Genomic DNA, 22,658 nt, shown 5'->3' with positions numbered 1-22,658 from the left:
GTGGTGGCCAACTCCCGATACCGTAGTGTTCACCATGTCATCCCGCCGCACCGCATCGCTGATCACCCTGGGCTGCGCCCGCAACGAGGTCGACTCCGAGGAGCTGGCCGCGCGACTTGAGGCTGCCGGTTGGCAGCTCGGCGACGACGACCCCGACGTCGTCGTCGTCAACACGTGCGGCTTCATCGACTCGGCCAAAAAAGACTCCATCGACACGCTGCTCGCCGCCGCGGACTCCGGCGCCAAGGTCGTCGCCGCGGGCTGCATGGCCGAGCGCTACGGAGGCGAGCTGGCCGAGGCGCTGCCCGAGGCCAGCGCCGTCATCTCCTTCGACGACTACGCCGAGATCGGCGACCGGCTCGACGACGTGCTCGCCGGCCGGTCGCTGAAGCCTCACACGCCGCGTGACCGCCGCACCCTGCTGCCCATCTCGCCGGTCGAGCGCGCCGCCGCGCCCAAGACCGGCATTCCCGGTCACGGGGACCTGCCGTCGGGCGTCGCTCCCGCCAGCGGGCCCCGCGTGCTGCGCAAGCGGCTCGACGAGAGCCCCGTGGCCTCGCTGAAGCTCGCCTCCGGCTGCGACCGGCGCTGCACGTTCTGCGCCATCCCGTCCTTCCGTGGCTCCTACGTCTCGCGCGTCCCCGACGAGCTGCTGGCCGAGGCCGACTGGCTGGCCCATCGCGGGGTCCGCGAGCTGGTGCTGGTGAGCGAGAACTCCACCTCCTACGGCAAGGACCTCGGCGACCTGCGGGCGCTGGAGAAGCTGCTGCCGCGCCTGGCCGAGGTGGAGGGCGTCGAGCGGGTGCGGGTCAGCTACCTGCAGCCGGCCGAGCTGCGTCCCGGGCTCATCGACGTGATCTGCGGCACCGAGGGCGTGGCCCCCTACTTCGACCTGTCCTTCCAGCACGCCAGCAACGGCGTGCTGCGCCGGATGCGCCGCTTCGGCGACCCCGAGCGTTTCCTCGGGCTGCTGGAGAGCGTGCGCGAGCGCGCTCCCGAGGCGGGCGTGCGCTCCAACTTCATCGTGGGCTTCCCCGGCGAGACCGAGGAGGAGTTCGGCGAGCTGGTGGGCTTCCTCGAAGCCGCGCGGCTCGACGTCATCGGCGTGTTCGGCTACTCCGACGAGGACGGCACCGAGGCGGCCGACCTGCCCGGCAAGCTGGCGCAGGAGGTCATCGACGAGCGGGTGCGGGTGCTCACCGAGCTGGCCGAGGAGCTGACCGCCCAGCGGGCGGAGGAGCGCATCGGCACCGAGGTCGACGTGCTGATCGAGGACGACCTGGGCGACGGCGGCTACGAGGGCCGGGCCGCCCACCAGGGTCCCGAGGTCGACGGCTCGGTGACCGTGCAGGGCATCGGCCTGGTCAAGGGCCAGGTCGTGCGCGCGGTCGTGGTCGACGCCGAGGGGGTCGACCTGATCGCGCGCATCAAGGCCGGTCCATGAAGAAGGACGAGCGCCGTGCGGTGAGCCCGTGGAACATCGCCAACATCCTCACGGTCCTCCGGTTGGTGCTCGTCCCTTTCTTCGTGGTCTGTCTTTTCCTGCCCGGCACCGGCTGGCGGATCGCCGCGCTGGCGGTGTTCGGCGTGGCCTCGCTCACCGATCATCTCGACGGTGAGCTGGCCCGCCGCTACGGCCTCATCACCGACTTCGGCAAGATCGCCGACCCGATCGCCGACAAGGCGCTGACGGGCGCGGCGCTGGTGTGCCTGTCGGTCCTGCAGGAGCTGCCGTGGTGGGTCACGGTGGTGATCCTGGGGCGGGAGCTGGGCATCACCGCGCTCAGGTTCGTGCTGCTGCGGCACGCGGTGATCCCCGCCAGCTACGGCGGCAAGGTCAAGACCGTGCTGCAGATCGCGGCGATCGTCCTCTATCTCCTGCCGATGGTGCCGGACGTGCTGCGCTGGGTGGTGATGGGGGCCGCGCTCGTGGTGACGGTGCTCACCGGCGCCGACTACGTGTTCAGGGCGGTCAGACTGCGTAAGGTGGCCAGGCGGGCACGCGGGGAGTGATCGACGATGGACGTTGCGGATGCGCTGGCGCTGCTGGAGCGGCAGGGGGCGACGCTGGCGGTGGCCGAGTCGCTGACCGGAGGGCTGATCGGGGCGACCGTCACGGCGGTGCCCGGGGCGTCGCGGGTCTTCCGCGGCGGGGTGATCTCCTACGCCACCGAGCTCAAGCGCGACCTGCTGGGCGTGCCGGGCGAGCTCCTGGAGCGTGAGGGGGCGGTGCACCCCGAGGTGGCGGCGGCCATGGCGCGGGGCGTCGCGCGGGTCTGCGCGGCGAGCTACGGGATGGCCGTGACCGGGGTGGCCGGGCCGGAGCCCCAGGACGGCCGGCCCGTCGGCACCGTGTTCGTCGCCGTCGCCGGTCCCGGCGGACAGGTCTGGGGACGCGAGTTGAGACTTGAGGGGTCACGCGAACGTATAAGGGTAGAGACGGTGCACGAGGTAGTTGATCTCCTCTCAAGTGTGCTACAGGCGAACATAGGGGAACATTCCGGATGATTACCGTGTTACGTCCCGAGCGAACATGCCTTGCACGGTCTGACGCGGTGTCGGTGGATACGGGTACGGTGGAGCTGTGAGTGAGGTCCGTGAGCCAACTGCAAGCACCGAGCGCCCGGCAGGCGGGCCTGATGAGTCGCGCGGCGAGGCACAAGCGGCGGGCAAGGGGCGGCGACGCCCGGTGATGACGGCGAGGAGTATGTACGAAGCGAAGAAGACCAATGTGCGGCACGATCCGATCGCGCGGGGCGTGGTGAAGACATCCGCGCCGGGGAGGGAGCGACAGATGATTCTGCTGCGTCAGCTGCTCGGCGATGTGCTGAGGCGGTTGCGCGTGCGCCAGGGACGCACGCTGCGCGAGGTTTCCACGCTGGCCCGTGTCTCGCTCGGCTATTTGTCCGAGGTCGAGCGGGGGCAGAAGGAGGCGTCGTCGGAGCTGCTCGCGTCCATCTGCGGTGCGCTCGGAGTGCCACTCTCGCAGGTGCTGCGTGAGGTGTCCGACCAGTTCGCGCTGGCCGAGCTCCAGGCTGCTCCCGTGCTCGCCGATGTTCCCGAGCACGAGCGACTGCCTCTCGCGGAGACGGTTCCCGGATCGATCTCCGATTCCGTGTTCCCCGAAGTCAAGGACATGGTGGCTGCCTAACGAGGCTGGCAGCCGGCACACCACAGGATCAGCCGTTCCTGTGGCTGCGATCCCATCTCCCCTCGGCTGATGCGGGTGCCGCATCGGCGACAGGGTCTTCCTGCCCTGCCGTAGACCCACGTCGCGTTCGCCGGGCGGCGATCACCTGTCGTCACCGTGCCCGCGTGTTCGAGGTTGGCCGCCAGCAGGCGCTGTGCCAGCGATACGAGCCCGCCCAGATCCTCGATCTCCCCGACCTTCCTCCACGGCCAGATCCCCCGCAGGAACAAGGTCTCGGCGCGATAGATCGTGCCGATCCCCGCCAGGTTGCGCTGATCGAGCAGCGCCTCCCCGATGGTCCTGCCGGGCGCCTCGCGCAGCCTCCGCACGGCCTCGTCCGGGTCCCAGTCGGGCCCGAGCAGATCCGGCCCCAGGTGGCCGACCAGCCGCGCCTCGTCCTCCGTCCGTACGAGGTCCACCATCCCCAGCTTGCGGCCGAGCGCCGTGCAGTCCCGGTTGGCCAGGATCAGCCGCACCTGGTCGCCGGGCGGCACCCGGGCTCCTGGCCCGACGATCCGCCAGCTCCCGTCCATGCGCAGGTGCGTGTGCACGGTCAGGCCGCCCTCGACGCGGGTGAGCAGGTGCTTGCCGCGCGAGAGCGTGGTCAGCACCTCGCGGCCGGTCAGGTCCGCGGTGGCGTGCCGCGGCACGCGGAAGTCGGACCTCGTGAGCACCCGTCCGTCGAGCGCGGAGCGCAGGCGGGCGGCCGTGCGGTGGACGGCGTCTCCCTCGGGCATCCATCCAGTCTAGGAACCCGTTCCCGGCGGCTCGGCCGTGGACGTGGTCAGGGGAGATCAGGAACGCTCTGGTGCACCAGGCGCTGAGCCGGGAGGTCAGTCCCAGGCGGCGGGGTCGGCGGCGAGCTGGCGGACGCGGTCGGGCAGCGTGCCGGCGGCGACCTGCTCCAGCGTGACCTCCTCCAGGATGGCGCGCTCGGTGGCGCGCAGCGCGATCCACACCTGCTGCAGCGACTCGGCCGGCCCCCGGTAGCCGACGTGCTCGGGCCGCTCGCCGCGTACGTTGGCGAGCGGGCCGTCCACCGCCCGGATCACGTCGGCGAGGGAGATCTCGCCCGCGGGCCGGGCCAGGACGTAGCCGCCCTCGGGGCCTCGCTGCCCGCGGACCAGCCCGGCGCGGCGCATCTGGAGCAGGATGTTCTCCAGGTATTTGGGAGGCATGTCCTGTTCCTTGGCGAGCTCGCCCACGGTCGTCGGGCCGGCACCCGCGGCGGCGAGTTCGGCGGCGGCTCGGAGGGCGTAGTCGACACGAGCGGAGAGGCGCATGTTCTCGATTATCCCTCCTGGTCAACACTGGTTAGCCGCACAGTCGTCAGTTGGGGGAGGTGATCCGGAGTCCGGCGTCGTCCCGCGCACGGCCCTCCGAAACGGTGATCATGAAGAATTCTCGCGTTCACCTGCGACGTCTCTCGCGAACGCGGGCGCTAAACTTCCAACAATCTTTGCGATTTCGCAGTGACGATTCGCAGTGGACCGACGGTGGGGATTCAGCGTGGTGGAGCGACGCCCAGGTGTGCCCAGGCTGCTGAGGGAGATCAACGACCGGGCCGCGCTCGAACTGCTGCTGGCCACCGGTCCCATGACCCGCGGCCAGATCGGCGACCTGACCGGCCTGTCCAAGGTCACGGCCTCGCAGACGCTGTCCAGGCTGGAGGAGCGCGGCCTGGTCGAGGTCGTCGGCACCCAGGCCGGCGGGCGGGGGCCCAACGCGGCCCTCTACTCGGTGATCCCCTCCAGCGCGTACGTCGCCGGCCTGGAGGTCGGCCCCGAACGCATCTCCTCGGCCGTCGCCGACATCCACGGCCACACCATCACCGAGATCACCGTCGACCCGAAGGGCCACGAGGACCCGGTCGCCGCCGTGCACGAGGCCATCGTCAAGGCCTGCCGCGGCGCCAAGGTCGGGCTGAGCAGACTGCGCGGCGTGGTGATCGGCACCCCCGGCGTGGTCGATCCGCGCAGCGGCGACGTGCGTTTCTCCTTCGACCTGCCCGGCTGGCACGAGGGCATCCACGGGGCGCTCGCCGGCGACCTGCGGCGCGAGGTGACGATCGAGAACGACGTCAACCTCGCCGCCATCGCCGAGCGCGCCGACGGGGCCGCCCAGGGCGTGGACGACTTCGTGCTGCTGTGGGCCAGCCGCGGCCTCGGCCTGGCGGTCATGCTCGGCGGCCGGCTGCACCGGGGGCGTTCCGGCAGCGCGGGCGAGATCGGCTACCTGCCGGTGCCCGGGGTGCCGCTGCCGGAGGACATCCGCACCGAGCCGGGGCGGCTGCCGTCGCTGGCGGGCGGCCTGCAGTCGCTGGTCAGCGCCGAGGCGGTGGCCGAGCTGGCCCAGGGCTACGGCTTCGCGGCCAGCAGCGCCGGCGAGTGCGTACGGGTCGCGATGGCCGCGGGCACGCGGGGCGAGCCGCTGCTCGACGAGATCGCCCAGCGGCTCGCGCTCGGCGTGGCCGCCGTGTGCGTGATCCTCGACCCCGGCCTCGTGGTGCTGGCCGGGGAGGTGGGGCAGGCGGGCGGCGACGCGCTCGCGTCCCGGGTGGAGGAGGCCGTGGCCCGCATCTGCCCGGTCCGGCCCCAGGTGGGCACCACCACGGTGACCGAGGGCAACCCGGTGCTGCGCGGCGCCGTGCTGGCCGCGCTCGACCAGGCCCGCGAGGAGCTGCTGGCCTCCTGAGTCAGGCGGTCTGGAGGAGCTCCACGGCCGCCTGGGCGTTGGCGCGGGCGGCCCCGTACGTCGCGATGTAGGCGGCGCTGTCCGGCCGCCACACCGGCAGCCCCATCTCGATGACGGTCGTGTCCGGCCGGGCCGTCACCAGCGCCGAGACCAGGTCCCGGCTCGCGGGATGGCGGTGGGCGTCCTTGACCACGACGACCAGGGACCGTCCTGCGGCCTTGGCCAGCAGCGCGGACGCGTCGGCGGCCGACGGCTCGACGCGGACGACCTCCGCCTCGGGCAGCCACGGTCCCACGCCCCACGGCACGTCGCCCACGGCGATCGTCGGCGGGGTGTCCACCTCGACCACCAGAGGCTCGACCAGGGGCTCGGGGACGCCGCTCAGCCGTACGGCGCGGCGGGCCGCGTGCAGGCCCACGACGTTGCGCTCGGCCGGCATCTCGCGGTCCCCGCCGAACCACTCCCGCAGCGCGGCCACCCGCGCCGCGGCCTCCTCCAGCCGCTCGCCCGGCAGCCGGCCCTCGCGCACCGCCGAGACGATCTCGGCGATGATCGCCTGCACGTCGTCGTAGACGGGCAGCGGCCCGAGGCACAGCAGGTCGGCCCCGGCCGCGAGGGTCAGCACCGCGCCGCCGGCGAGGCCGACGCTGCGGGTGATGGCGTGCATGTCCAGGGCGTCGGTGACGACCACGCCGTCGAAACCGAGCTCGCCCCTGAGGAGCCCGGTCAGCGCCGCGCCGGACAGCGTCGCGGGCGAGTCGCCCGTCACGGCCGGCACGGCGACGTGCGCGGTCATCACCGACTTCGCCCCCGCCGCCACGGCCGCGCGGAACGGGGCGAGCTCCCGCTCGCGCAGCACGTCGAGGCCCACGTCCACGACCGGGATCGCCAGGTGCGAGTCCACGCGGGTGGCGCCGTGGCCGGGGAAGTGCTTGACGCAGGCGGCCACGCGCAGCGACTGCAGGCCCTCCACGGCGGCCACGGTGTGCCGGGCCACCAGGGCGGCGTCCGCGCCGAACGAGCGGGTGCCGATCACCGGGTTGTCGGCCTCGGTGTTGACGTCCGCGCTCGGCGCCATGTCGAGGTTGATGCCGCAGGACGCCAGCTCGGCGGCGATGGCCCGGTAGACGCTGCGGGTCAGCCCGGGATCGTCCACCGCCCCGAGCGCCGCGTTGCCCGGGTACGGGCTGCCGACGTGGTAGGCGAGCCGCGTGACGTCGCCGCCCTCCTCGTCCAGGGAGATGACGGGCTCACCGGCTCCCCGCAGCGCGGTGGTCAGCTCCCTCACCTGGCCGTGGTCGGCCACGTTGAACCCGAAGAGCGTCACGCCGCCCAGGCCGTGCTCCAGCTCGCGCAGCACCCAGTCGGGCGCCTCGGTGCCCTGGAAGGCGACGAGCAGTGTGCCGGCCGCCAGGCGGCGCAGCCCCCGATCACTCTGACTCATGGCTCCTCATCAAGTGGAAGATGGGCAGTGAAAATGGGCAGGGTCGTGCACGGCGCCGGCGGCGCCGTGCGGGGATGTGTCGCGTCAGCCCTTGACGGCCCCGGCGACCAGGCCGGAGACCATGCGGCGCTGCACGAGCAGGAAGAAGACGACGACCGGGATCGTCATCAGGGTGGATCCGGCCATGATCGCCCCCCAGTCGACGCCCTTCTGGCCGAAGAAGTACTGCAGGGCGACGGGCATCGTGTAGCCCTCGGACTCCGACATCAGGTAGAGGGCGAAGACCAGGTCGTTCCACGCGGTGATGAACGAGAAGATGCTCGTCGCCACCAGACCGGGCGCGACCAGCGGGAAGAGCACCTTCCAGAAGGTCTGCATGCGCCCCGCGCCGTCGATCCAGGCCGCCTCCTCCAGCGACTTGGGGACCGCCGCGACGAACGTGCGGAGCATCCACACGCCGAACGGCAGCGTGAGCGCGACCTGGGTGACGATCAGCCCGATGAAGGTGTCGCCGAGCCCCACCCGCTTGACCATCATGTAGAGCGGGATGAGCAGCCCCTCGGCCGGCAGCATCTGCACGACCAGCAGCACGACGAGGAACACGCCGCGGCCCTTGAAGCGGAAGCGGGCGATGGCGGTGGCCGACAGCAGGGCGAAGGCCGAGCCGATGAGCACCGTCCCGAGCGCCACGATGGCGCTGTTGCGCATGTAGAGCCAGATGGAGTTGTTCGCGACGCCCTCGGTCAGCACCCGCTCGAAGTGATCGAAGGTGAAGTGTGTCGGGAACGGGACGAACTCCGTGGTGAAGATCTGGTCGTTCTCCTTGAAGCCGGTCGCCACCATCCAGTAGACGGGGAAGACGGCGTAGAGGAAGACCAGGACGCCGGCCGTGTTGAGGAGGATCTTGCCGAGCCTCTTGCGGGCGAGCGGGGTCACATCTCCTCCTGCTTCACGATCTGCCTGACGTACACGACGGTGATCACGAGCAGGATGATCGTCAGGACGACGGAGATCGCCGCGCCGCTGCCCAGCTTCTGCGGGGGCTTGAACGCCTCGGCGACCGCGTACATGGACAGGTTGAAGCCGTCGCGGTTGGTGGGCCCGTTCATCAGCACGTAGAGCTGGCTGAAGACCTTGAAGTCCCAGATGATCGACAGGATCGTCAGGACGGCGAAGACGGGTTTCAGCAACGGCAGGGTGATCTTGGTGAACGTGCGCCACGGCCCGGAGCCGTCGACCCTGGCCGCCTCGTACAGCTCGGCGGGGATGCCCTTGAGCCCGGCCAGCACCGACACCGCGATGAACGGGAAGCCGGCCCACACCACGCAGACGACCAGCGCGATGTAGAGGGGCAGGGTGTCGTTGAGCCAGGGGGTGCCGACCCAGCTCCGCTGCCCGTCGGGCGGCGCGGCCAGCCAGTCGGGCAGCAGGTCGAGCGCCCAGTTGACGATGCCGGCCTCGGCGTCGAAGAGCGAGCGCCAGATGACGCCCTGCGCCACCGGCGGCACCGCCCAGGCGAACATGCACCCGATCACCACGAACAGCGACATCTTCCTGCCGAGCCGGTGCAGGAGCACCCCGACGGCGGTGCCGACGACCAGGGTGAGGCTGACCGCGACGAAGGCGAAGGCCACGGTGTTGCGGAGCGCCGACCAGAAGATGTCGTTGGACAGAATCTTCTCGAAGTTCTCCAGGCCCACCCACTCGGCCGGCCTGGTGCCCCGGATCTGGGCCAGGCCCACCTTCTGGAAGGCCATGACCGCGAGCTGGAACATCGGGTAGAGCAGCAGCCCCGCGATCACCAGCAGGCCGGGCACGAGCAGCACGTACGGGATGCTCCACGCCGGCAGCCCGCTCGCCCGCCCGCGGCCGCTCTCCTTCCTGCGCCGGTGACCCGGGGCGGGGGAGGAGCCCCCGTCCCGGGCGACCGTAGTCGGGTTCGCCATGCTCACTGGTTCAGGATCTCTTCGAGTTCCTTGTTGGCGTCGGCGAGGGCGGCGCCTGCGTCCTTCTTGCCCTCGATGACGGCCCGCGCGGCGTTCTGCAGCACCATCTTGGTGGCGTCCGCCTCGGACCAGTTGGGGTCGGCGGGGAAGGCGCGGGCCTTGGCGAACGCCTGCGCGAACGCGCCCTGCGCCGGGTCCTCCTCAAGCTTGGCCAGGGTGTCCGGGTAGACCGGGAGCAGGCCGCCCTCGCTGGCGTAGCGGTCGGCCCAGGTCTTGCTGGTGGCCAGCTTGATGTACTCCTTGCCGAGGTCGGCCTCCTTGGTGCCGCCCCACAGCGCGATGTCGTTGCCGCCGAAGAAGGAGGGGGCGACGCCGCCGGTCTTGGCGGGCAGCGGGAAGAAGGCGAGCTTGTCGCTCTTCAGCTTGCCCTTCGAGTCCTCCTCGATGCCGGGGAGGTCCCAGCCAGCGGTGAGGTACATCGCGACCTTGTTGTTGGCGAAGCGCTTACGGATGTCGACCGTGTTGAGCGTGAGGTTCGCCTTGCTGGACAGGCCGCCCGTCACCAGGCCGGTGTAGGTCTCGAAGCCCTTGGCGAAGCCGGGCTCGGTGAGCTTGCCGACCCACTTGTCGCCCTCCTTGACGGCGAAGTCGCCGCCCTCGGACCAGGCGAACGCGGCCAGCAGGTGGTTGGCGTCGGAGCCGCCGTTGAAGGCGAAGCCGTCCACCCCCTCGCCCTTCTCCTTCTGGATCTTCTTGGCGGCGGCGACGAGCTCGTCCCAGGTCTTCGGGACCTCGATCTTGAGCTCCTCGAACCAGTCCTTGCGGTAGAGGACGGCGCGGGCGCCGGCGCCCCACGGCACGGCGTAGATCTCGCCGTCCACGGTCTCGTAGCCGTAGAGGTTCTCGGGGATCTGCGCGCGGTCGCCCTCGCGGGCGATGTCCGTGATCGGGGTGAGCGCGTCCTGGCTCTGCCACATCGGGACCTGGTCGTTGCCGATCTCGGTCACGTCCGGGCCCGAGCCGGTGGCGGCGGCCGCGAACTTGTCGGCGACCTGCGGCCACGGGATCCACTCGAGCTTGACCTCGGCGCCGGTCTGCTGCTTGAACTCGGCGTTCAGCTCTTCCATGTACTTGGCCGCGGCCGGGTTGCTGTCGCCGAGGCGCCAGACGCTCAGCGTCTTGCCGGCGAACTTAGGGCCGCTGGCGGAGGCCGCGGCGCTCGGTGAGGAGGAGGGCGCCTCGCCGGAGCCACAGGCGGCCAGGCCCAGGGCCAGGGCGGCCGTGGTGACCGTAGTGGCTGTGATCTTCGCGATCCTCACAGGGTTCTCCCTTCCCGGGTGCTGGCCTACGGTCCGCACCAGGCTGATCGTCAAATGCCGAACGACGCTGCTAAACTAACAAGAAACTTTCTTAAAAGAAACGCCCGTTAGCCATTCGTGACGAGAGGGGTGCGGTAATGAGTCGAAGCCCGGGGGTTCCCCGGCTGCTGCGGCGGTTGAACGATCGCGCGGCACTCGAGCTCCTCCTCGTGGACGGCCCGCTCACCCGGGCCGAGCTGGGCGAGCGGACCGGGCTCTCCAAGGTAACCGCAGGTCAGCTCCTGGCTCGACTGGAGGAGCGGGGGCTGGTCGAGGTCGCGGGGGAGCGGGCGGGCGGCAGGGGGCCGCACGCCGCACTGTACGGGGTGGTGCCGTCCAGCGCCTATGTCGCCGGCCTGGAGGTGCTGCCCGACAGCCTCAAGGTCGGTGTGGCCGACATCACAGGCCGGATCGTGGTCGAGATCACGGTCAACCCCGCCGACGGCGGCGACCCGGTCCGCACGGTCCACGCCGCCGTGCAGCGCGCCTGCGGCACCGCCGGCATCGGGCTGGAGCGGCTCAAGGCGTTCGTCATCGGCACCAGGGGCGTCGTGGACCCGGTCAGCGGGGACGTGCGCTGGTCGTACGACCTGCCCGCCTGGCACGTCGGCGTGCTCGCCAGCCTCCGCCGCACCCTCGGCGCCTCCGTCACCATCGAGAACGACGTCAACCTGGTCGCCCTGGCCGAGCACACCTACGGCGCCGCCGTCGGCCACGACGACTTCGTGGTCATCTGGGCGGGCGTCGGCCAGGGCCTCGGCGTCATGCTGGACGGCCGGCTGCACCGCGGCATCACCGGCGGCGCGGGCGAGATCGGCTGGCTGCCGGTGCCCGGCGAGCCGCTGCCCGCCGACGTCTCCCAGCCGCAGTCCGGCTCCTTCCAGCGCCTGGTCGGCCACGACGCGCTGCGCGGCCTCGCCCGCGAGCACGGCGTGCAGGGGGCGACCGTCCCCGACCTGGTACGCAACGGCGGCGAGGACTTCCTCGACGCGGTCGCCGGGCGGCTGGCCGTGGGCGCGGCGGCGGTCACCGTCGTGCTCGACCCCGGCCTGATCGTGCTGAGCGGCGACGTCGGCCGGGCGGGCGGCGAGCGGCTGGCCGCGAAGGTGCAGGAGGCCGTGGCCCGCGTGTGCCCGAGCCGGCCCCCCGTCGTCACCACCAGGGTGGCCGGGAACCCCGTGCTGCGCGGGGCCCTGGTCGCCGCTCTGGACCAGGCCCGGGAACAGGTCTTCTCCGACACTGTGTGAAAATCGTTGCCCATGTGGCAGTCCCCGAACGACCCCAGGAACGACGTCGTGCTCATCTCGGACCCCCGGGTGGCCGCCATCCCGGTGCAGGAGTCGGACGAGCCGCTGGCCGAGGTACGCGGCCGGCTGCGGGTGGACGAGCGGCTGGCCGACCCCGACGGCGCCTGGGCGCACCTGCGCGCCGGGCTGCTGGAGCGGCTGGAGCGCGCCGAGGCCGGTCTGCCCGACGGCTACCACCTGCTGATCGTGGAGGGCTACCGGCCGATCGCCACCCAGTCCCTCTACTTCACCCGCTACCGCGACGAGCTGCTGGCCGCCAACCCCGGCATGACGGTCGAGGAGGCCCACGTCGCCGCCAGCCGGTACGTCTCCCCGGTCAGCGTGGCCCCCCACACCGCCGGCGCGGCCGTCGACCTCACCCTGTGCGACCCCGAGGGCGTCGAGTACGACATGGGCACCCAGGTCAACGACAACCCCGAGGAGAGCGCCGGCGCCTGCTACACCGCGGCCCCCGGCATCTCGGCCGACGCCCGCGCGCACCGCGACCTCCTCGCCGCCGTCCTGGAGCCCGCCGGTCTCGTCAACTACCCCACCGAGTGGTGGCACTGGTCCTACGGCGACCGCTACTGGGCGCTCGCCACAGGAGCGCCCCACGCCCTCTACGGCCCCACAGGTTTCACCGCCTGACACCCTCGGGTCGGGAAGGTTTTCCGCGAGCTGTCGCCGGGGCACAACTCCTTGCGGAACTCACTCCCCCCAACGAGGTGCAGGCATGATTCCGCTGATCGGGATCGAAGAGGAATACCTCATCGTCGATCCCCGCACCCGCCACGTCTCTCCCCGGGCGACCGATGTCCTGGCCGCCACCACCGGGATGGCCGACGTGGTTCATGAGATCACCCGTTTCCAGGTGGAGGCCCGCACGCCCCCCTCCACCGACCTGAGCGAGCTCGGCTCGCAACTGCGCGCCGTACGAAAGGAGGTGGCCGACGCCGCGCGGGCGTGCGGTCTCGCGATCGTCGCCAGCGGCATCCCCGTGCTCGGCGACGTGAGCTCGCCGCCGCTGACCGACGTGCCCCGCTACCTGCAGAGCAGGGTGGCCTACCGGGCGCTCCAGGACGAGATCACCATCTGCGCGCTCCACGTGCACGTGGACGTGCCCGACCGCGAGCACGCCGTCTACGTCGGCAACCACGTGCGCTGCTGGCTGCCGACGCTGATCGCGCTGGCCGCCAACTCGCCGTTCTTCGCCGGCCGCGACACCGGGTACGCCTCCTGGAGAGTGATCTCCTGGGGCCGGTGGCCGGTGGCGGGCGCGCCCCCCTACTTCGCCTCCTACACCGACTACGAGCTGGCGGTTCAGGCACTCGGCGACACGGGGGCGCTGATCGACCCGAAGACGGTCTACTGGGACACCCGTCCCTCGCCCAGCCTGCCCACGGTCGAGATCAGGGCGGCCGACGTGCCGCTCGACGTGAGCGACAGCCTCACACTGATCGGGCTCGTCCGCGCCCTGGTGGTGACCTCACTGGAAGCGGTACGCCGCGGCGACCACGGGCTGCCCGTCTCCTCCGAGGTGCTGCGCGCCGCCTACTGGCGGGCGGCCAGGGACGGCCTCGCGGGCGAGGGCGTGGACGTGCGCGACGGCACCCGCCTGCCCGCGAGCGTGCTGGCCTGGCGGCTGCTGGAGCACGTACGCCCGGCGCTGGCCGAGGCGGGTGACCTGGCCTTCGTGCAGGAGGGCCTGGACCGGCTGCTGCGCAAGGGGTCGGGCGCGATGCGCCAGCGGCGGGTGCACGCCCGCGGCAACGACCTGAACGACGTGGTGGACGACCTCATCGAGGCCACCGTCGCCTGAGACCCAGGCTTTCACTGGAGTGCGAGCGCCACGGCCACACCGAGGCCGAAGACGACCACCACGCCACGCAGGACCTTCGCCGACAGCAGTCTGGCCACGCGGGTGCCGAGGAAGCCACCCGCGAGGCTGGCCGGCGCGATCACCGCGACCGCCCCCCACCGCACGTCCGCGAAGAGCGAGAACGCCACCGCCGACACCGAGGTGATCACCAGCGCCAGCACGGCCCGTACGGCGTTGACCCGGTGCAGGCCGTCATGCAGGAACAGCCCGAGCACGGCCAGCAGCAGCACGCCCATGCCGCCGTTGAAGTAGGCGCCGTAGCACCCGCCGAGGAACACCCCGGCGTACACCCGGCGGCTCGGCGGTCCGTCGGCCGCGCCGCCGAGACGGGCGCGCAGCCACGGCTGGGCCAGCAGCGCGAGGCTGGCGAGACCCACCAGCCACGGCACGATCGACTCGAACACCCGGCCGGGCGTGACCAGCAGCAGCGCGCTGCCCGCCACCGCGCCCGTGACCGCCGTCGCCCCGAGCCTCACCACCCTGCGCCGCTGCCCGCGCAGCTCGGCCCGGTAGCCCAGGGCGCCGCCGAGATAGCCGGGCCACAGCGCCACCGCGTTGGTCACGGACGCGGTCAGGCCCGGATACCCCAACGCCAGCAGGGCGGGGAACGAGACGAGCGTGCCGCCGCCGGCCAGGGCGTTCACCACCCCGGCCAGCAGGCCGGACGCCGCCAGGAAGAGCAGCTCCGCGGGGCTCATCGGCCCGCGGCGTAGCCCTGGGCGCCACGCGGGTTGGCGGCGGCCTTGAGGAAGCCGCCGTCACGGGCCACCGCGCTGAGCCGCCCCAGCGACCACGGCCCCTGCACCTCGACCTCGTGCCCGCGCCGCCGCAGCTCGGCCACCACGCCGGCCTCAAGCCGCTCCTCCACGTGCAGCACGCCCGGCCGGGCGCCGCGCGGGAAGAACGAGCTGGGGAAGTGCTCGGTGTGGAACATGGGGGCGTCGATGGCCTCCTGCAGGTTGAGGCCGCCGTGGACGAGCGCCAGGAAGAAGTTCACGCTCCACTGGTCCTGCTGGTCGCCGCCCGGCGTGCCGAACGCCAGCCACGGCCGTCCGTCCTTGAGCGCGAACGACGGCGACAGCGTGGTGCGCGGGCGCGCCCCCGGCCGCAGCGACGAGGGCAGCCCTTCCTGCAGCCAGAACATCTGGGCCCGCGTGCCCAGGCAGAAGCCCAGCGCCGGGATGGTGGGGGAGCTCTGCAGCCAGCCGCCGCTCGGCGTGGCCGAGACCATGTTGCCCCAGCGGTCGACGACGTCCACGTGGCAGGTGTCGCCGCGGACCTGGCCGTCGGGCAGCGTCCGCTCCAGCCCGGCCGTGTCCACGGTGGGCTCGCCCACGCCCTCCGTGACCGGCACCCTGGCCCCGGGCAGGACGGGCAGCCGGGGCTCGCGGCCGCCGGGGGAGCCGGGCAGCAGGTCCAGGCTCGCCCGGGGACCGATGAGCGCGCGCCGGGCGGCGTTGTAGGCCGGGTCGAGCAGGTCGGCGAGCGGCACGTCGGCATCGCCGTACCAGGCCTCGCGGTCGGCGAAGGCGAGCTTGGCGGCCTCGGTCACCGTGTGGACGTAGTCGGCGCTCAGGTAGCCCATCGCGTCCAGGTCCACGCCGTCGAGCAGGGCGAGCTGCTGCAGGAACACCGGGCCCTGGCCCCACGGGCCGGTCTTGTACACCGTGTGACCCCGGTAGTCGAAGCCGACCGGCTCCTCGGTCGTGGGGCTCCAGCCCGCGAGGTCGTCGCCGGTCAGCAGGCCGCCGTGCACCTCTCCGGAGCTGTCGCGCCAGGCGGTCGTGGCGCTGAAGTCGGCGATCGCCTCGGCGACGAAACCCTCGTACCAGGCGTGCCGGGCGGCGGCGAGCTGGCCCTCGCGGGTGCCGGAGGCGGCCTCGGCCTCGGCGACGATCCGCCGGTAGGTGGCGGCGAGCACGGGGTTGGCCAGCCGCGAGCCCGGCTCGGGCACCCGGCCGCCGGGCAGCCAGGTGGCCGCCGAGGTGGGCCAGTCGGCCGTGAACAGGTCCTCGACCGCGGTGATCGTGGCCGAGACGCGCTCCAGCACGGGGACGCCGTGCTCGGCGTAGTGGATGGCGGGCGCGAGCACGTCGGCCAGCCGCCAGGTGCCCCACCGCTCCAGCAGGAGCATCCACCCGCCGAACGCCCCGGGAACGGTGGCGGCGAGCAGTCCGGTGCCGGGGACGACGTCCAGGCCCAGCTCGCGGAAGCGCTCGATGGTCGCGGCGGCCGGGGCCACGCCCTGCCCGCACACGACGTGCGTCCGCTGCTCGGCCTCGCTCCACAGCAGGATGGGCACCTCGCCGCCGGGGCCGTTCAGGTGCGGCTCGGCCACCTGCAGCACGAAGCCGGCGGCCACGGCCGCGTCGAAGGCGTTCCCGCCCCGCTCCAGGACGCTCATGCCGGTGGCCGAGGCCAGCCAGTGGGTGCCCGCGACCATGCCGAAGTCGCCCGTCAGCTCGGGCCTGGTGGTGAACAACGTCTCTCCTTCTTCCCGCTCCCCGGCCGGCGGCTCGGAGACTGTATACGACAGGGCCGGCGTCTCAATCGTTCGGGTGCCTGGCCGTCCGGCCGATCGCGGACAGGAACGAGCGCCGGGCGGCGGCCACGTGCGCGACCGCCCTGGCCTGCGCCTCGTCCTCGTCGCCCGCCACGATCGCCTCGCACAGCCCGAGGTGCTCGGTCCAGGAGTGCGGCCCGCGCACCGACGCCGTACGGCTGAAGACCCACTGCGCCCGCTGCAACATCGGCGTCATCATGAGGTGCAGGTAGGCGTTGCCCGCCGCCTCGCCCACGGCCAGGTGGAAGGCGGTGTTGAGGTCGGCCACCCGCTCCACCTGGCCGTTCTCGACGGCGTCCTTGGCCTGCTCCAGCACCGCGCGCAGCCGCCGCGCCGACTCCGGCGTGCGCTTGCGCGCGGCCAGCCGCGCCGCCAGCCCTTCTACGGCCATCCGTACGTCGAAGAGCTCCTCGCCCTCCTCCGCGGACAGGCGCGCGACCGTGGCCCCGAGACGGGGGACGACCTCGACGAAACCCTCGGCGGCGAGCACCCGGATGGACTCGCGGACCGGGTTGCGCGACACGCCGAGCGCGGCGGCCAGCCGGTCCTCGACCAGCCGTTCGCCCTGGGCCAGCTCGCCGGACAGGATGCGGCGCCGCAGCTCCGCGGTGACCTCGTCACGCAAGGTCCGGTGGGCCGCGCCCAGCGTCAGATCGGTCATATCGGGCTTATCGTATACAAGATTTTCAGCCGTCCTGATCCGGCTCCCGCTTCCTGGACACCTCCCACAGGCGGTCGAACTCCGCCGTGAAGTGCTCGAACCAGAACAGGTCGCGGCGGCGCGTCACCGCGAAGACCGGATCGCGGCCCGCCGTGCTGTGCGTGCCCAGCTCCACGTACGCGACGCCGTGGTCGTCCGCCGGATCCAGCAGCACCACCCCGAACGCGGGCACGAACGGCAGGAGTCGCACCTCGATCGCCCCCTCCAGCCCCTCCAGCAGGTGAAGCGTGGAGGTGACCCGGTGCTCGAAGACCTCACCGCGCCCGGCGATCGTGCTGCGCCGCGCCGCCTCCTCGGGCACCCCGCCGGACGGGTCGATGAGCAGCACCTTGACCGTCGCGCCCCGCTCCAGCGCCTTGCGCAGCTCCTCGACGTGCCCCCGCACCGTGCGGCTCAGCGTCACCCCCGCCAGGCGCAGGTCGCGCGCCCGCCCCACCTGCTCGGCGAGCCCCTTCCGCTCGGCGGTCAGGAACGTGTCACCGGGGAGCCTGGCCTCGACCAGGCGGTTGAGCTCGGCGACCCGCGCCTCCAGGTCGGTCACCTGATGGCGGGGGCCGAGCGCGTTGACCGCGACGAGGGCGAGCGTGGCCAGCGTCGCCGCGCCCACCACCTTGGCGTCCACGACGTCGAAGACGCCGAGCACACCTACCGCCAGCGCGATCAGCGCCGTGAGGTAGATCTCCAGGTTCTTGCCGGTGAGGAGGTCGGCCCGTAAACGGCGGAAGGAACTCATCCGGCTATTGTGATCGCTTCCCCGCCCTGCGGCGGAGGCCGGCTCTGCGGCGGAGGCCAAACCCCGCGGCGGAGTGCCCGCCCTGCGGCGGAGTGCCCGCCCTGCGGCGGAGTGCCCGCCCTGCGGCGGAGGCCCGGCCCTGCCGCGGATCCCCGGCCCGCCGCGGAGCTTCGCTCAGGCGCGCAGGCGAAGGCCGCGCGGTGTGGGATGGAACCCGGCCGCCTCCAGGGCCGCCGCCAGCGGCGACTCCCCGATCGAGGCCCCGTCGGCGCGCTCGACGGTGAGCTTGCCGAGCGCGCCGTCGCGTACGGCGAGGGCCAGGGCGTCCACGGCCGGCTGCAGCCGCTCGTCGTCGGCGAACGACAGCAGGGTCTTGCCGCCGCGCTCCACGTAGAGGACGAGATGCCCGTCCACCAGCACCACCAGCGCGCCCGCCTTACGGCCCGGCTTGTGACCGACATCGCCGGGACGCTGCGGCCACGACAGCGCGGCGCCGTACGGATTGGCCGGATCCGCCGCCGCCAGCACCACAGCTCGCCTAGCACCTTCCCGCCCGCCCCCGGGCCCGAACCCAGCGGGCCCCGGGCCTGGGTCGAGGGGTGGTGCGCCGGCGGCCGTCGGGGCGATGCCGGGCGCCATGGCGCGCATCCGGTCCACCGCCCCCGGCAGCGCGAACTGCGCACCCCCGAGCCCCTCGACGAAGTAGCCCCGCCGGCACCGCCCGCTCTCCTCGTACGCCCGAAGCACCTGGTAGACCGGCGTGAACCCGCCCGGCAGCCGCTCCGAGGTGACCGCCCCCCGCGTCACCACCCCGTGCCGTTCGAGCAGCGCCTCGGCCTGGGCCTGGGCCCGTTGGGTGGCGTCGGCCGCGGGCGCGGGCAGCAGCCACCACCGCCCTGCCACCGTCGGCGGCCCGCTGCGCGTGGGCAGCACCGCCCTCCGCCGCCGGGTCGTCGCCGGCCGGTGCGCGGGCCGCCCGGTGCCGAGCGTGGCCCGCAGCGGCGCCAGCGTGTCGCCGGAGATCCGCCCCGACCACACGAGGTCCCACAGAGCCGGCACCAGCGTCTGGTCGTCCTGCGAGCCGAGCTGGTCGGAGATGCCGCGGAAGAACAGCGCGCCCCCGCCGCCCAGCAGCTCCAGCACCCGTTCGTGCACCGCCGTCATCGTGATCTCGGCGGGCTCGGGCAGCAGCAGCGGCGCGGTGTCGGCGAAGTAGAGCGACACCCAGCCGTCGCCGCCGGGCAACGACCCCTGCCCCACCCACATCACCTCGCCGGACGAGGTCAGCTCGTCCAGCAACGACGGGTGATAGCCGGGCACCCGCGCGGGCAGCACCAGGCTCTCCAGCGCCGACGCGGGCACGGCCGCCCCCTGGAGCTGCTCGATCGCCCGGACCAGCGCGTCCATGGCCCGCGCCGTCCCGCCGCCCCGCCGGTCACCGCCCGCCCTCGGCCCGTCGGCGGAGGCGCCCGTGATGCCGTGCCAGGCCGGCAGGAACAGGGCGAGCGTCTCCGGCGCGACCGGCTCCACCTCCTTGCGCAGCCGGGCCAGCGACCGCCGCCGCAACATCCGCAGCACCCCGGCGTCGCACCACTCCTCGCCCCGCCCGCCGGGCCGGAACTCCCCGCTGACCACCCGCCCGGACCCGGCCAGCCGCCGCAGGGCGTCGGTCACCACGGCCACACCGAGCCCGAACCTGGCGGCGGCGGTGCCGGCGTGGAACGGGCCGCGGGTGCGGGCGTGCCGCGCCACCAGGTCGGCCAGCGGATCGGGCACCGGCTCCAGGAACACGTGCGGCACCCCCACCGGCAGCGGCACGCCCAGTGCGTCACGCAGCCGGCCGGCGTCCTCGACGGCCGCCCACTGCTCCTCGCCCGCGACGCGCACCCGGATGGCCCGCCGCGCCCGCTCCAGCTCCTCCAGCCAGGCCGGATCGCCGCCGCGTACGCTGACGTCGGGCGCCAGCAGCGGCCCGTGCGAGCGCAGCAGGTCGGCGAGGTCCTCGGCGTCGCGCAGCGGCCGGTCGAGCCGGGCCAGCTCGCGCTCGGCGTCGGAGATGACGTCGGGATCGAGCAGCTCACGCAGGTCGGCCTGGCCCAGCAGCTCCGCCAGCAGGGACGTGTCCAGGGCCAGCGCCTGCGCCCGCCGCTCGGCCAGCGGCGCGTCGCCCTCGTACATGAACGCGCCCACGTAGTGGAACAGCAGCGACGCCGCGAACGGCGAGGCCTGCGAGGTCTCCACCTCCACCACCCGCACCCGGCGGGCGGCGATGTCGCGCATGAGCCGCACCAGCCCCGGCACGTCGAACACGTCCTGCAGGCACTCGCGCATCGTCTCCAGCACGATCGGGAACGAGGCGTACTGCGAGGCCACCCCCAGGAGGTGGGCCGCCCGCTGCCGCTGCTGCCACAGCGGGCTGCGCCGCCCCGGCGTGCGGCGCGGCAGCAGCAGCGCCCGCCCCGCGCACTCGCGGAAGCGGGAGGCGAACAGCGCCGAGCCGCCCAGCTCCTCGGTGACGATCTGCTCGATCTCGTCGGCGTCGAAGGCCGCCACGTCGGCCGGCGGCTCGGCCAGCGTGTCGGGGACGCGCAGCACGATGCCGTCGTCGGAATGGAGCGCCTGCACGTCGACGCCGTAGCGCTCGCGCAGCCGCCGGTTGATCGCCAGCGCCCACGGCGCGTGCACCCGCGCGCCGTAGGGCGAGTGGATCACTATCCGCCAGTCGCCCAGCTCGTCGTGGAACCGCTCGACCAGCAGCGTGCGGTCGTCGGGCACGTAGCCGGTGGCCTGGCGCTGCTCCTCCAGGTAGGCGAGGAGGTTGCCCGCGGCGAAGTCGTCGAGCCCGGCCGCCCGCAGCCGTTCGGCCGCGCCGCCCTTGGCCTGCTCGCGCAGGAACTCCCCGATGGCCCGCCCCAGCTCGGCCGGCCGCCCCGGCGCGTCGCCGTGCCAGAACGGCAGCTTGCCCGGCTGCCCAGGCGCGGGGGAGACCAGCACCCGGTCGGCCGTGATGTCCTCGATCCGCCACGAGGTCGCGCCCAGCACGAACACGTCGCCCACGCGCGACTCGTAGACCATCTCCTCGTCCAGCTCGCCGACCCGGGAGGCCCGCTCGCCCACCAGGAACACGCCGAACAGGCCGCGGTCGGGGATCGTGCCGCCGTTGGTGACCGCGAGCCGCTGCGCGCCCGGTCGGCCCTGGAGCGTGCCGGTGACACGGTCCCAGACGACGCGCGGGCGCAGCTCGGCGAACTCCTCGCTAGGGTAGCGGCCGGCCAGCATGTCGAGCGTGGCCTCCAGCGCTGTGCGCGGCAGCGTGGCGTAGGGTGCGGCCCGCTTGACCACCGACTCCAGCTCGTCGACCGTCCACTCGTCCATCGCCGTCATGGCCACGATCTGCTGGGCCAGCACGTCGAGCGGGTTGCGCGGATAGCGCATCTCCTCGATGTGGCCGGCTTGCATGCGCTCGGCCACCACGGCGGTCTGCACCAGGTCGCCGCGGTATTTCGGGAAGATCACGCCCTTGGACACCGCGCCGACCTGGTGCCCGGCCCGGCCGATGCGCTGCAGGCCGCTCGCCACGCTCGGCGGCGCCTCCACGCACGCGACGAGATCGACCGAGCCCATGTCGATGCCCAGCTCCAGGCTGGAGGTGGCGACCACGGCGGGCAGCCGGCCGGACTTCAGCGCCTCCTCGATCTGCGCCCGCTCCTCCTTCGACACCGAGCCGTGGTGGGCGCGTACGACCTCCGTGACGACGCCCTTGGTGCCGCCCGCCTGCGCCATGACCTCGGCCGGGGTGCGCCGCGGCAGGTCGGACGGCGTCTCCCAGATCGACAGGTCGACGGCCTCCATGCCCTGGGAACGTTCGTAGGCCAGCTCGTTGAGGCGCGAGCACAGCCGCTCGGCCAGCCGCCGGGAGTTGGCGAACACGATCGTCGAGCTGTGGGCCTCGATGAGCTCGAACAACCGGTCCTCGACGTGCGGCCAGATCGACCTGCCCCGCGGCTCCTCGCCGTCGCCGCCCTCCTCGAGGCCGGCGGCGGTCTCGGTCATGTCCTCGACCGGGACCACGACCTCGACCTCGATCCGCTTGTCGGCGGGCGGCTGCACCACCGTGGCCGGCCGCGCCCCGCCCAGGAACGCCGCCACCTCGCTCACCGGCCGCACCGTCGCCGACAGGCCGATGCGCTGCGCCGGCCGCTCCAGCAGCACGTCCAGCCGCTCAAGCGTGAGCGCCAGGTGGGCGCCGCGCTTGGTGGCGGCGACCGCGTGCACCTCGTCCACGATGACCGTCTCGACCCCGCGCAGCGCCTCCCGCGCCTGGCTGGTGAGCAGCAGGAACAACGACTCCGGCGTGGTGATGAGGATGTCGGACGGCTTGGCCGCGAACCTCCTGCGGTCCTCCGCGGGCGTGTCGCCCGAGCGGATCGCCACCGAGATCTCCGGCACCGGCAGCCCGAGCCGCCGCGCCGTCTGCTTCAGCCCGGCCAGCGGCGCGCGCAGGTTGCGCTCGACGTCGACGGCGAGGGCCTTGAGCGGCGAGACGTAAAGGACCCGCGTGCCCCCGCCCGCCCCGGGATCACGGGGCTGCGCGGCCAGCCGGTCGAGCGACCACAGGAACGCCGCCAGCGTCTTGCCCGACCCCGTGGGCGCGACGACCAGCGTGTTGTCGCCGCGCGCGATCGACTCCCACGCCCCCTCCTGGGCGGCCGTGGGCGCCTCGAACGCCCCCGTGAACCACTGCTGGGTCATCGGGCTGAACTGGGCTAGCGTGCTCACCAGCCCATATTGCCTCGCGCCACCGACAGAAAACGCATTGTGCGGACGGCGGGTGGTTGAGCGGG

General features: G+C 72.9%; 19 protein-coding genes. 8 read left to right on the top strand and 11 right to left on the bottom strand.

What is annotated here, in order from left to right:
- Positions 1 to 34: 34 nt before the first annotated feature.
- The 4 genes from rimO (at position 35) to ACBR40_RS32255 (ending at position 3,151) form a co-directional block, all read left to right on the top strand.
- Entirely contained in the window at positions 35 to 1,444 is a 1,410-nt protein-coding gene (rimO, locus tag ACBR40_RS32270) for a 30S ribosomal protein S12 methylthiotransferase RimO (RefSeq protein ID WP_344204999.1), read from the top strand.
- Complete coding sequence (gene pgsA / locus ACBR40_RS32265) at positions 1,441 to 2,013, top strand: CDP-diacylglycerol--glycerol-3-phosphate 3-phosphatidyltransferase (RefSeq protein WP_364450962.1); 573 nt, start codon at positions 1,441 to 1,443, stop codon at positions 2,011 to 2,013. Before rimO ends, pgsA begins: the two co-directional genes overlap by 4 nt.
- A 6-nt stretch (positions 2,014 to 2,019) precedes the next feature.
- On the top strand, positions 2,020 to 2,508 hold the full coding sequence (locus ACBR40_RS32260; RefSeq protein WP_364450965.1) for a nicotinamide-nucleotide amidohydrolase family protein: 489 nt from the start codon (positions 2,020 to 2,022) through the stop codon (positions 2,506 to 2,508).
- Positions 2,509 to 2,794: 286 nt separating this feature from the next.
- Positions 2,795 to 3,151 (top strand): helix-turn-helix domain-containing protein, encoded by a 357-nt coding sequence (locus ACBR40_RS32255; protein WP_091084154.1) that lies wholly within the window; start codon positions 2,795 to 2,797, stop codon positions 3,149 to 3,151.
- Here ACBR40_RS32255 and ACBR40_RS32250 read toward each other — a convergent pair.
- A complete protein-coding gene (locus tag ACBR40_RS32250) occupies positions 3,148 to 3,927 on the bottom strand; it encodes a DNA-formamidopyrimidine glycosylase family protein (RefSeq protein ID WP_371251181.1) in 780 nt (259 codons plus the stop codon). The two genes, ACBR40_RS32255 and ACBR40_RS32250, sit on opposite strands and share 4 nt — an antisense overlap.
- Before the next feature lie 96 nt (positions 3,928 to 4,023).
- Positions 4,024 to 4,473 carry an Rrf2 family transcriptional regulator gene (locus ACBR40_RS32245; protein WP_091083967.1) on the bottom strand — a complete coding sequence of 150 codons (450 nt, stop codon included), beginning with the start codon at positions 4,471 to 4,473 and terminating at the stop codon, positions 4,024 to 4,026.
- 229 nt (positions 4,474 to 4,702) lie between these two features.
- Between ACBR40_RS32245 and ACBR40_RS32240 the strand changes: the two genes are divergently transcribed.
- Positions 4,703 to 5,884 carry an ROK family transcriptional regulator gene (locus tag ACBR40_RS32240; protein ID WP_344205297.1) on the top strand — a complete coding sequence of 394 codons (1,182 nt, stop codon included), beginning with the start codon at positions 4,703 to 4,705 and terminating at the stop codon, positions 5,882 to 5,884.
- 1 nt (position 5,885) lies between these two features.
- Here ACBR40_RS32240 and ACBR40_RS32235 read toward each other — a convergent pair whose 3' ends face one another.
- The 4 genes from ACBR40_RS32235 to ACBR40_RS32220 all read right to left on the bottom strand — a co-directional run bounded on the left by ACBR40_RS32235 (position 5,886) and on the right by ACBR40_RS32220 (position 10,593).
- Positions 5,886 to 7,328, bottom strand: coding sequence for a glycoside hydrolase family 3 protein (locus ACBR40_RS32235; RefSeq protein WP_371251180.1), 1,443 nt, complete (start codon positions 7,326 to 7,328; stop codon positions 5,886 to 5,888).
- Positions 7,329 to 7,412: 84 nt separating this feature from the next.
- The gene (locus ACBR40_RS32230) at positions 7,413 to 8,264 is read right to left on the bottom strand and encodes a carbohydrate ABC transporter permease (RefSeq protein WP_371251179.1); all 852 of its coding nucleotides are present in this window, start codon (positions 8,262 to 8,264) and stop codon (positions 7,413 to 7,415) included.
- On the bottom strand, positions 8,261 to 9,274 hold the full coding sequence (locus ACBR40_RS32225; protein ID WP_371251178.1) for a carbohydrate ABC transporter permease: 1,014 nt from the start codon (positions 9,272 to 9,274) through the stop codon (positions 8,261 to 8,263). Before ACBR40_RS32225 ends, ACBR40_RS32230 begins: the two co-directional genes overlap by 4 nt.
- Before the next feature lie 2 nt (positions 9,275 to 9,276).
- Positions 9,277 to 10,593: an extracellular solute-binding protein gene (locus tag ACBR40_RS32220; protein WP_371251177.1), complete on the bottom strand. Its 1,317-nt coding sequence runs from the start codon at positions 10,591 to 10,593 to the stop codon at positions 9,277 to 9,279.
- A 137-nt stretch (positions 10,594 to 10,730) separates the two neighbouring features.
- Between ACBR40_RS32220 and ACBR40_RS32215 the strand changes: the two genes are divergently transcribed.
- The 3 genes from ACBR40_RS32215 to ACBR40_RS32205 all read left to right on the top strand — a co-directional run bounded on the left by ACBR40_RS32215 (position 10,731) and on the right by ACBR40_RS32205 (position 13,737).
- Positions 10,731 to 11,879 carry an ROK family transcriptional regulator gene (locus ACBR40_RS32215; protein ID WP_344204987.1) on the top strand — a complete coding sequence of 383 codons (1,149 nt, stop codon included), beginning with the start codon at positions 10,731 to 10,733 and terminating at the stop codon, positions 11,877 to 11,879.
- Positions 11,880 to 11,891: 12 nt separating this feature from the next.
- Positions 11,892 to 12,566: a M15 family metallopeptidase gene (locus ACBR40_RS32210; RefSeq protein ID WP_344204986.1), complete on the top strand. Its 675-nt coding sequence runs from the start codon at positions 11,892 to 11,894 to the stop codon at positions 12,564 to 12,566.
- Between the two features lie 85 nt (positions 12,567 to 12,651).
- Positions 12,652 to 13,737, top strand: a complete 1,086-nt coding sequence (locus tag ACBR40_RS32205; RefSeq protein ID WP_371251176.1) for a glutamate--cysteine ligase — start codon at positions 12,652 to 12,654, stop codon at positions 13,735 to 13,737.
- A gap of 11 nt (positions 13,738 to 13,748) precedes the next feature.
- On the opposite strand, the gene ACBR40_RS32200 is transcribed toward ACBR40_RS32205, so the two are convergent.
- The 5 genes from ACBR40_RS32200 to ACBR40_RS32180 form a co-directional block, all read right to left on the bottom strand.
- Positions 13,749 to 14,495 (bottom strand): sulfite exporter TauE/SafE family protein, encoded by a 747-nt coding sequence (locus ACBR40_RS32200; protein ID WP_344204983.1) that lies wholly within the window; start codon positions 14,493 to 14,495, stop codon positions 13,749 to 13,751.
- On the bottom strand, positions 14,492 to 16,240 hold the full coding sequence (locus ACBR40_RS32195; protein WP_371251213.1) for a gamma-glutamyltransferase family protein: 1,749 nt from the start codon (positions 16,238 to 16,240) through the stop codon (positions 14,492 to 14,494). Before ACBR40_RS32195 ends, ACBR40_RS32200 begins: the two co-directional genes overlap by 4 nt.
- A 103-nt stretch (positions 16,241 to 16,343) precedes the next feature.
- The gene (locus ACBR40_RS32190) at positions 16,344 to 17,021 is read right to left on the bottom strand and encodes a GntR family transcriptional regulator (protein WP_371251175.1); all 678 of its coding nucleotides are present in this window, start codon (positions 17,019 to 17,021) and stop codon (positions 16,344 to 16,346) included.
- Positions 17,022 to 17,046: 25 nt separating this feature from the next.
- Positions 17,047 to 17,814 (bottom strand): hypothetical protein, encoded by a 768-nt coding sequence (locus ACBR40_RS32185; protein ID WP_371251174.1) that lies wholly within the window; start codon positions 17,812 to 17,814, stop codon positions 17,047 to 17,049.
- A gap of 174 nt (positions 17,815 to 17,988) precedes the next feature.
- Positions 17,989 to 22,566 (bottom strand): ATP-dependent helicase, encoded by a 4,578-nt coding sequence (locus tag ACBR40_RS32180; RefSeq protein WP_371251212.1) that lies wholly within the window; start codon positions 22,564 to 22,566, stop codon positions 17,989 to 17,991.
- Between the last annotated feature and the right edge of the window lie 92 nt (positions 22,567 to 22,658).

Source organism: Nonomuraea sp. AD125B (assembly GCF_041402765.1).
GTDB classification, from domain to species: domain Bacteria; phylum Actinomycetota; class Actinomycetes; order Streptosporangiales; family Streptosporangiaceae; genus Nonomuraea; species Nonomuraea bangladeshensis.
This window is presented reverse-complemented; position numbering and strand designations above follow the sequence as displayed.

Excerpts from the sequence above, each read along its gene's own strand:
- ACBR40_RS32205 (WP_371251176.1), top strand. The coding sequence starts at position 12,652 with ATGATTCCGCTGATCGGGATCGAAGAGGAATACCTCATCGTCGATCCC.
- ACBR40_RS32200 (WP_344204983.1), bottom strand. The coding sequence starts at position 14,495 with ATGAGCCCCGCGGAGCTGCTCTTCCTGGCGGCGTCCGGCCTGCTGGCC.
- rimO (WP_344204999.1), top strand. The coding sequence starts at position 35 with ATGTCATCCCGCCGCACCGCATCGCTGATCACCCTGGGCTGCGCCCGC.
- ACBR40_RS32215 (WP_344204987.1), top strand. The coding sequence starts at position 10,731 with ATGAGTCGAAGCCCGGGGGTTCCCCGGCTGCTGCGGCGGTTGAACGAT.
- ACBR40_RS32180 (WP_371251212.1), bottom strand. The coding sequence starts at position 22,566 with ATGACCCAGCAGTGGTTCACGGGGGCGTTCGAGGCGCCCACGGCCGCC.
- ACBR40_RS32190 (WP_371251175.1), bottom strand. The coding sequence starts at position 17,021 with ATGACCGATCTGACGCTGGGCGCGGCCCACCGGACCTTGCGTGACGAG.
- pgsA (WP_364450962.1), top strand. The coding sequence starts at position 1,441 with ATGAAGAAGGACGAGCGCCGTGCGGTGAGCCCGTGGAACATCGCCAAC.
- ACBR40_RS32225 (WP_371251178.1), bottom strand. The coding sequence starts at position 9,274 with ATGGCGAACCCGACTACGGTCGCCCGGGACGGGGGCTCCTCCCCCGCC.
- ACBR40_RS32255 (WP_091084154.1), top strand. The coding sequence starts at position 2,795 with ATGATTCTGCTGCGTCAGCTGCTCGGCGATGTGCTGAGGCGGTTGCGC.
- ACBR40_RS32185 (WP_371251174.1), bottom strand. The coding sequence starts at position 17,814 with ATGAGTTCCTTCCGCCGTTTACGGGCCGACCTCCTCACCGGCAAGAAC.
- ACBR40_RS32235 (WP_371251180.1), bottom strand. The coding sequence starts at position 7,328 with ATGAGTCAGAGTGATCGGGGGCTGCGCCGCCTGGCGGCCGGCACACTG.
- ACBR40_RS32210 (WP_344204986.1), top strand. The coding sequence starts at position 11,892 with ATGTGGCAGTCCCCGAACGACCCCAGGAACGACGTCGTGCTCATCTCG.
- ACBR40_RS32195 (WP_371251213.1), bottom strand. The coding sequence starts at position 16,240 with ATGGTCGCGGGCACCCACTGGCTGGCCTCGGCCACCGGCATGAGCGTC.
- ACBR40_RS32260 (WP_364450965.1), top strand. The coding sequence starts at position 2,020 with ATGGACGTTGCGGATGCGCTGGCGCTGCTGGAGCGGCAGGGGGCGACG.
- ACBR40_RS32245 (WP_091083967.1), bottom strand. The coding sequence starts at position 4,473 with ATGCGCCTCTCCGCTCGTGTCGACTACGCCCTCCGAGCCGCCGCCGAA.
- ACBR40_RS32250 (WP_371251181.1), bottom strand. The coding sequence starts at position 3,927 with ATGCCCGAGGGAGACGCCGTCCACCGCACGGCCGCCCGCCTGCGCTCC.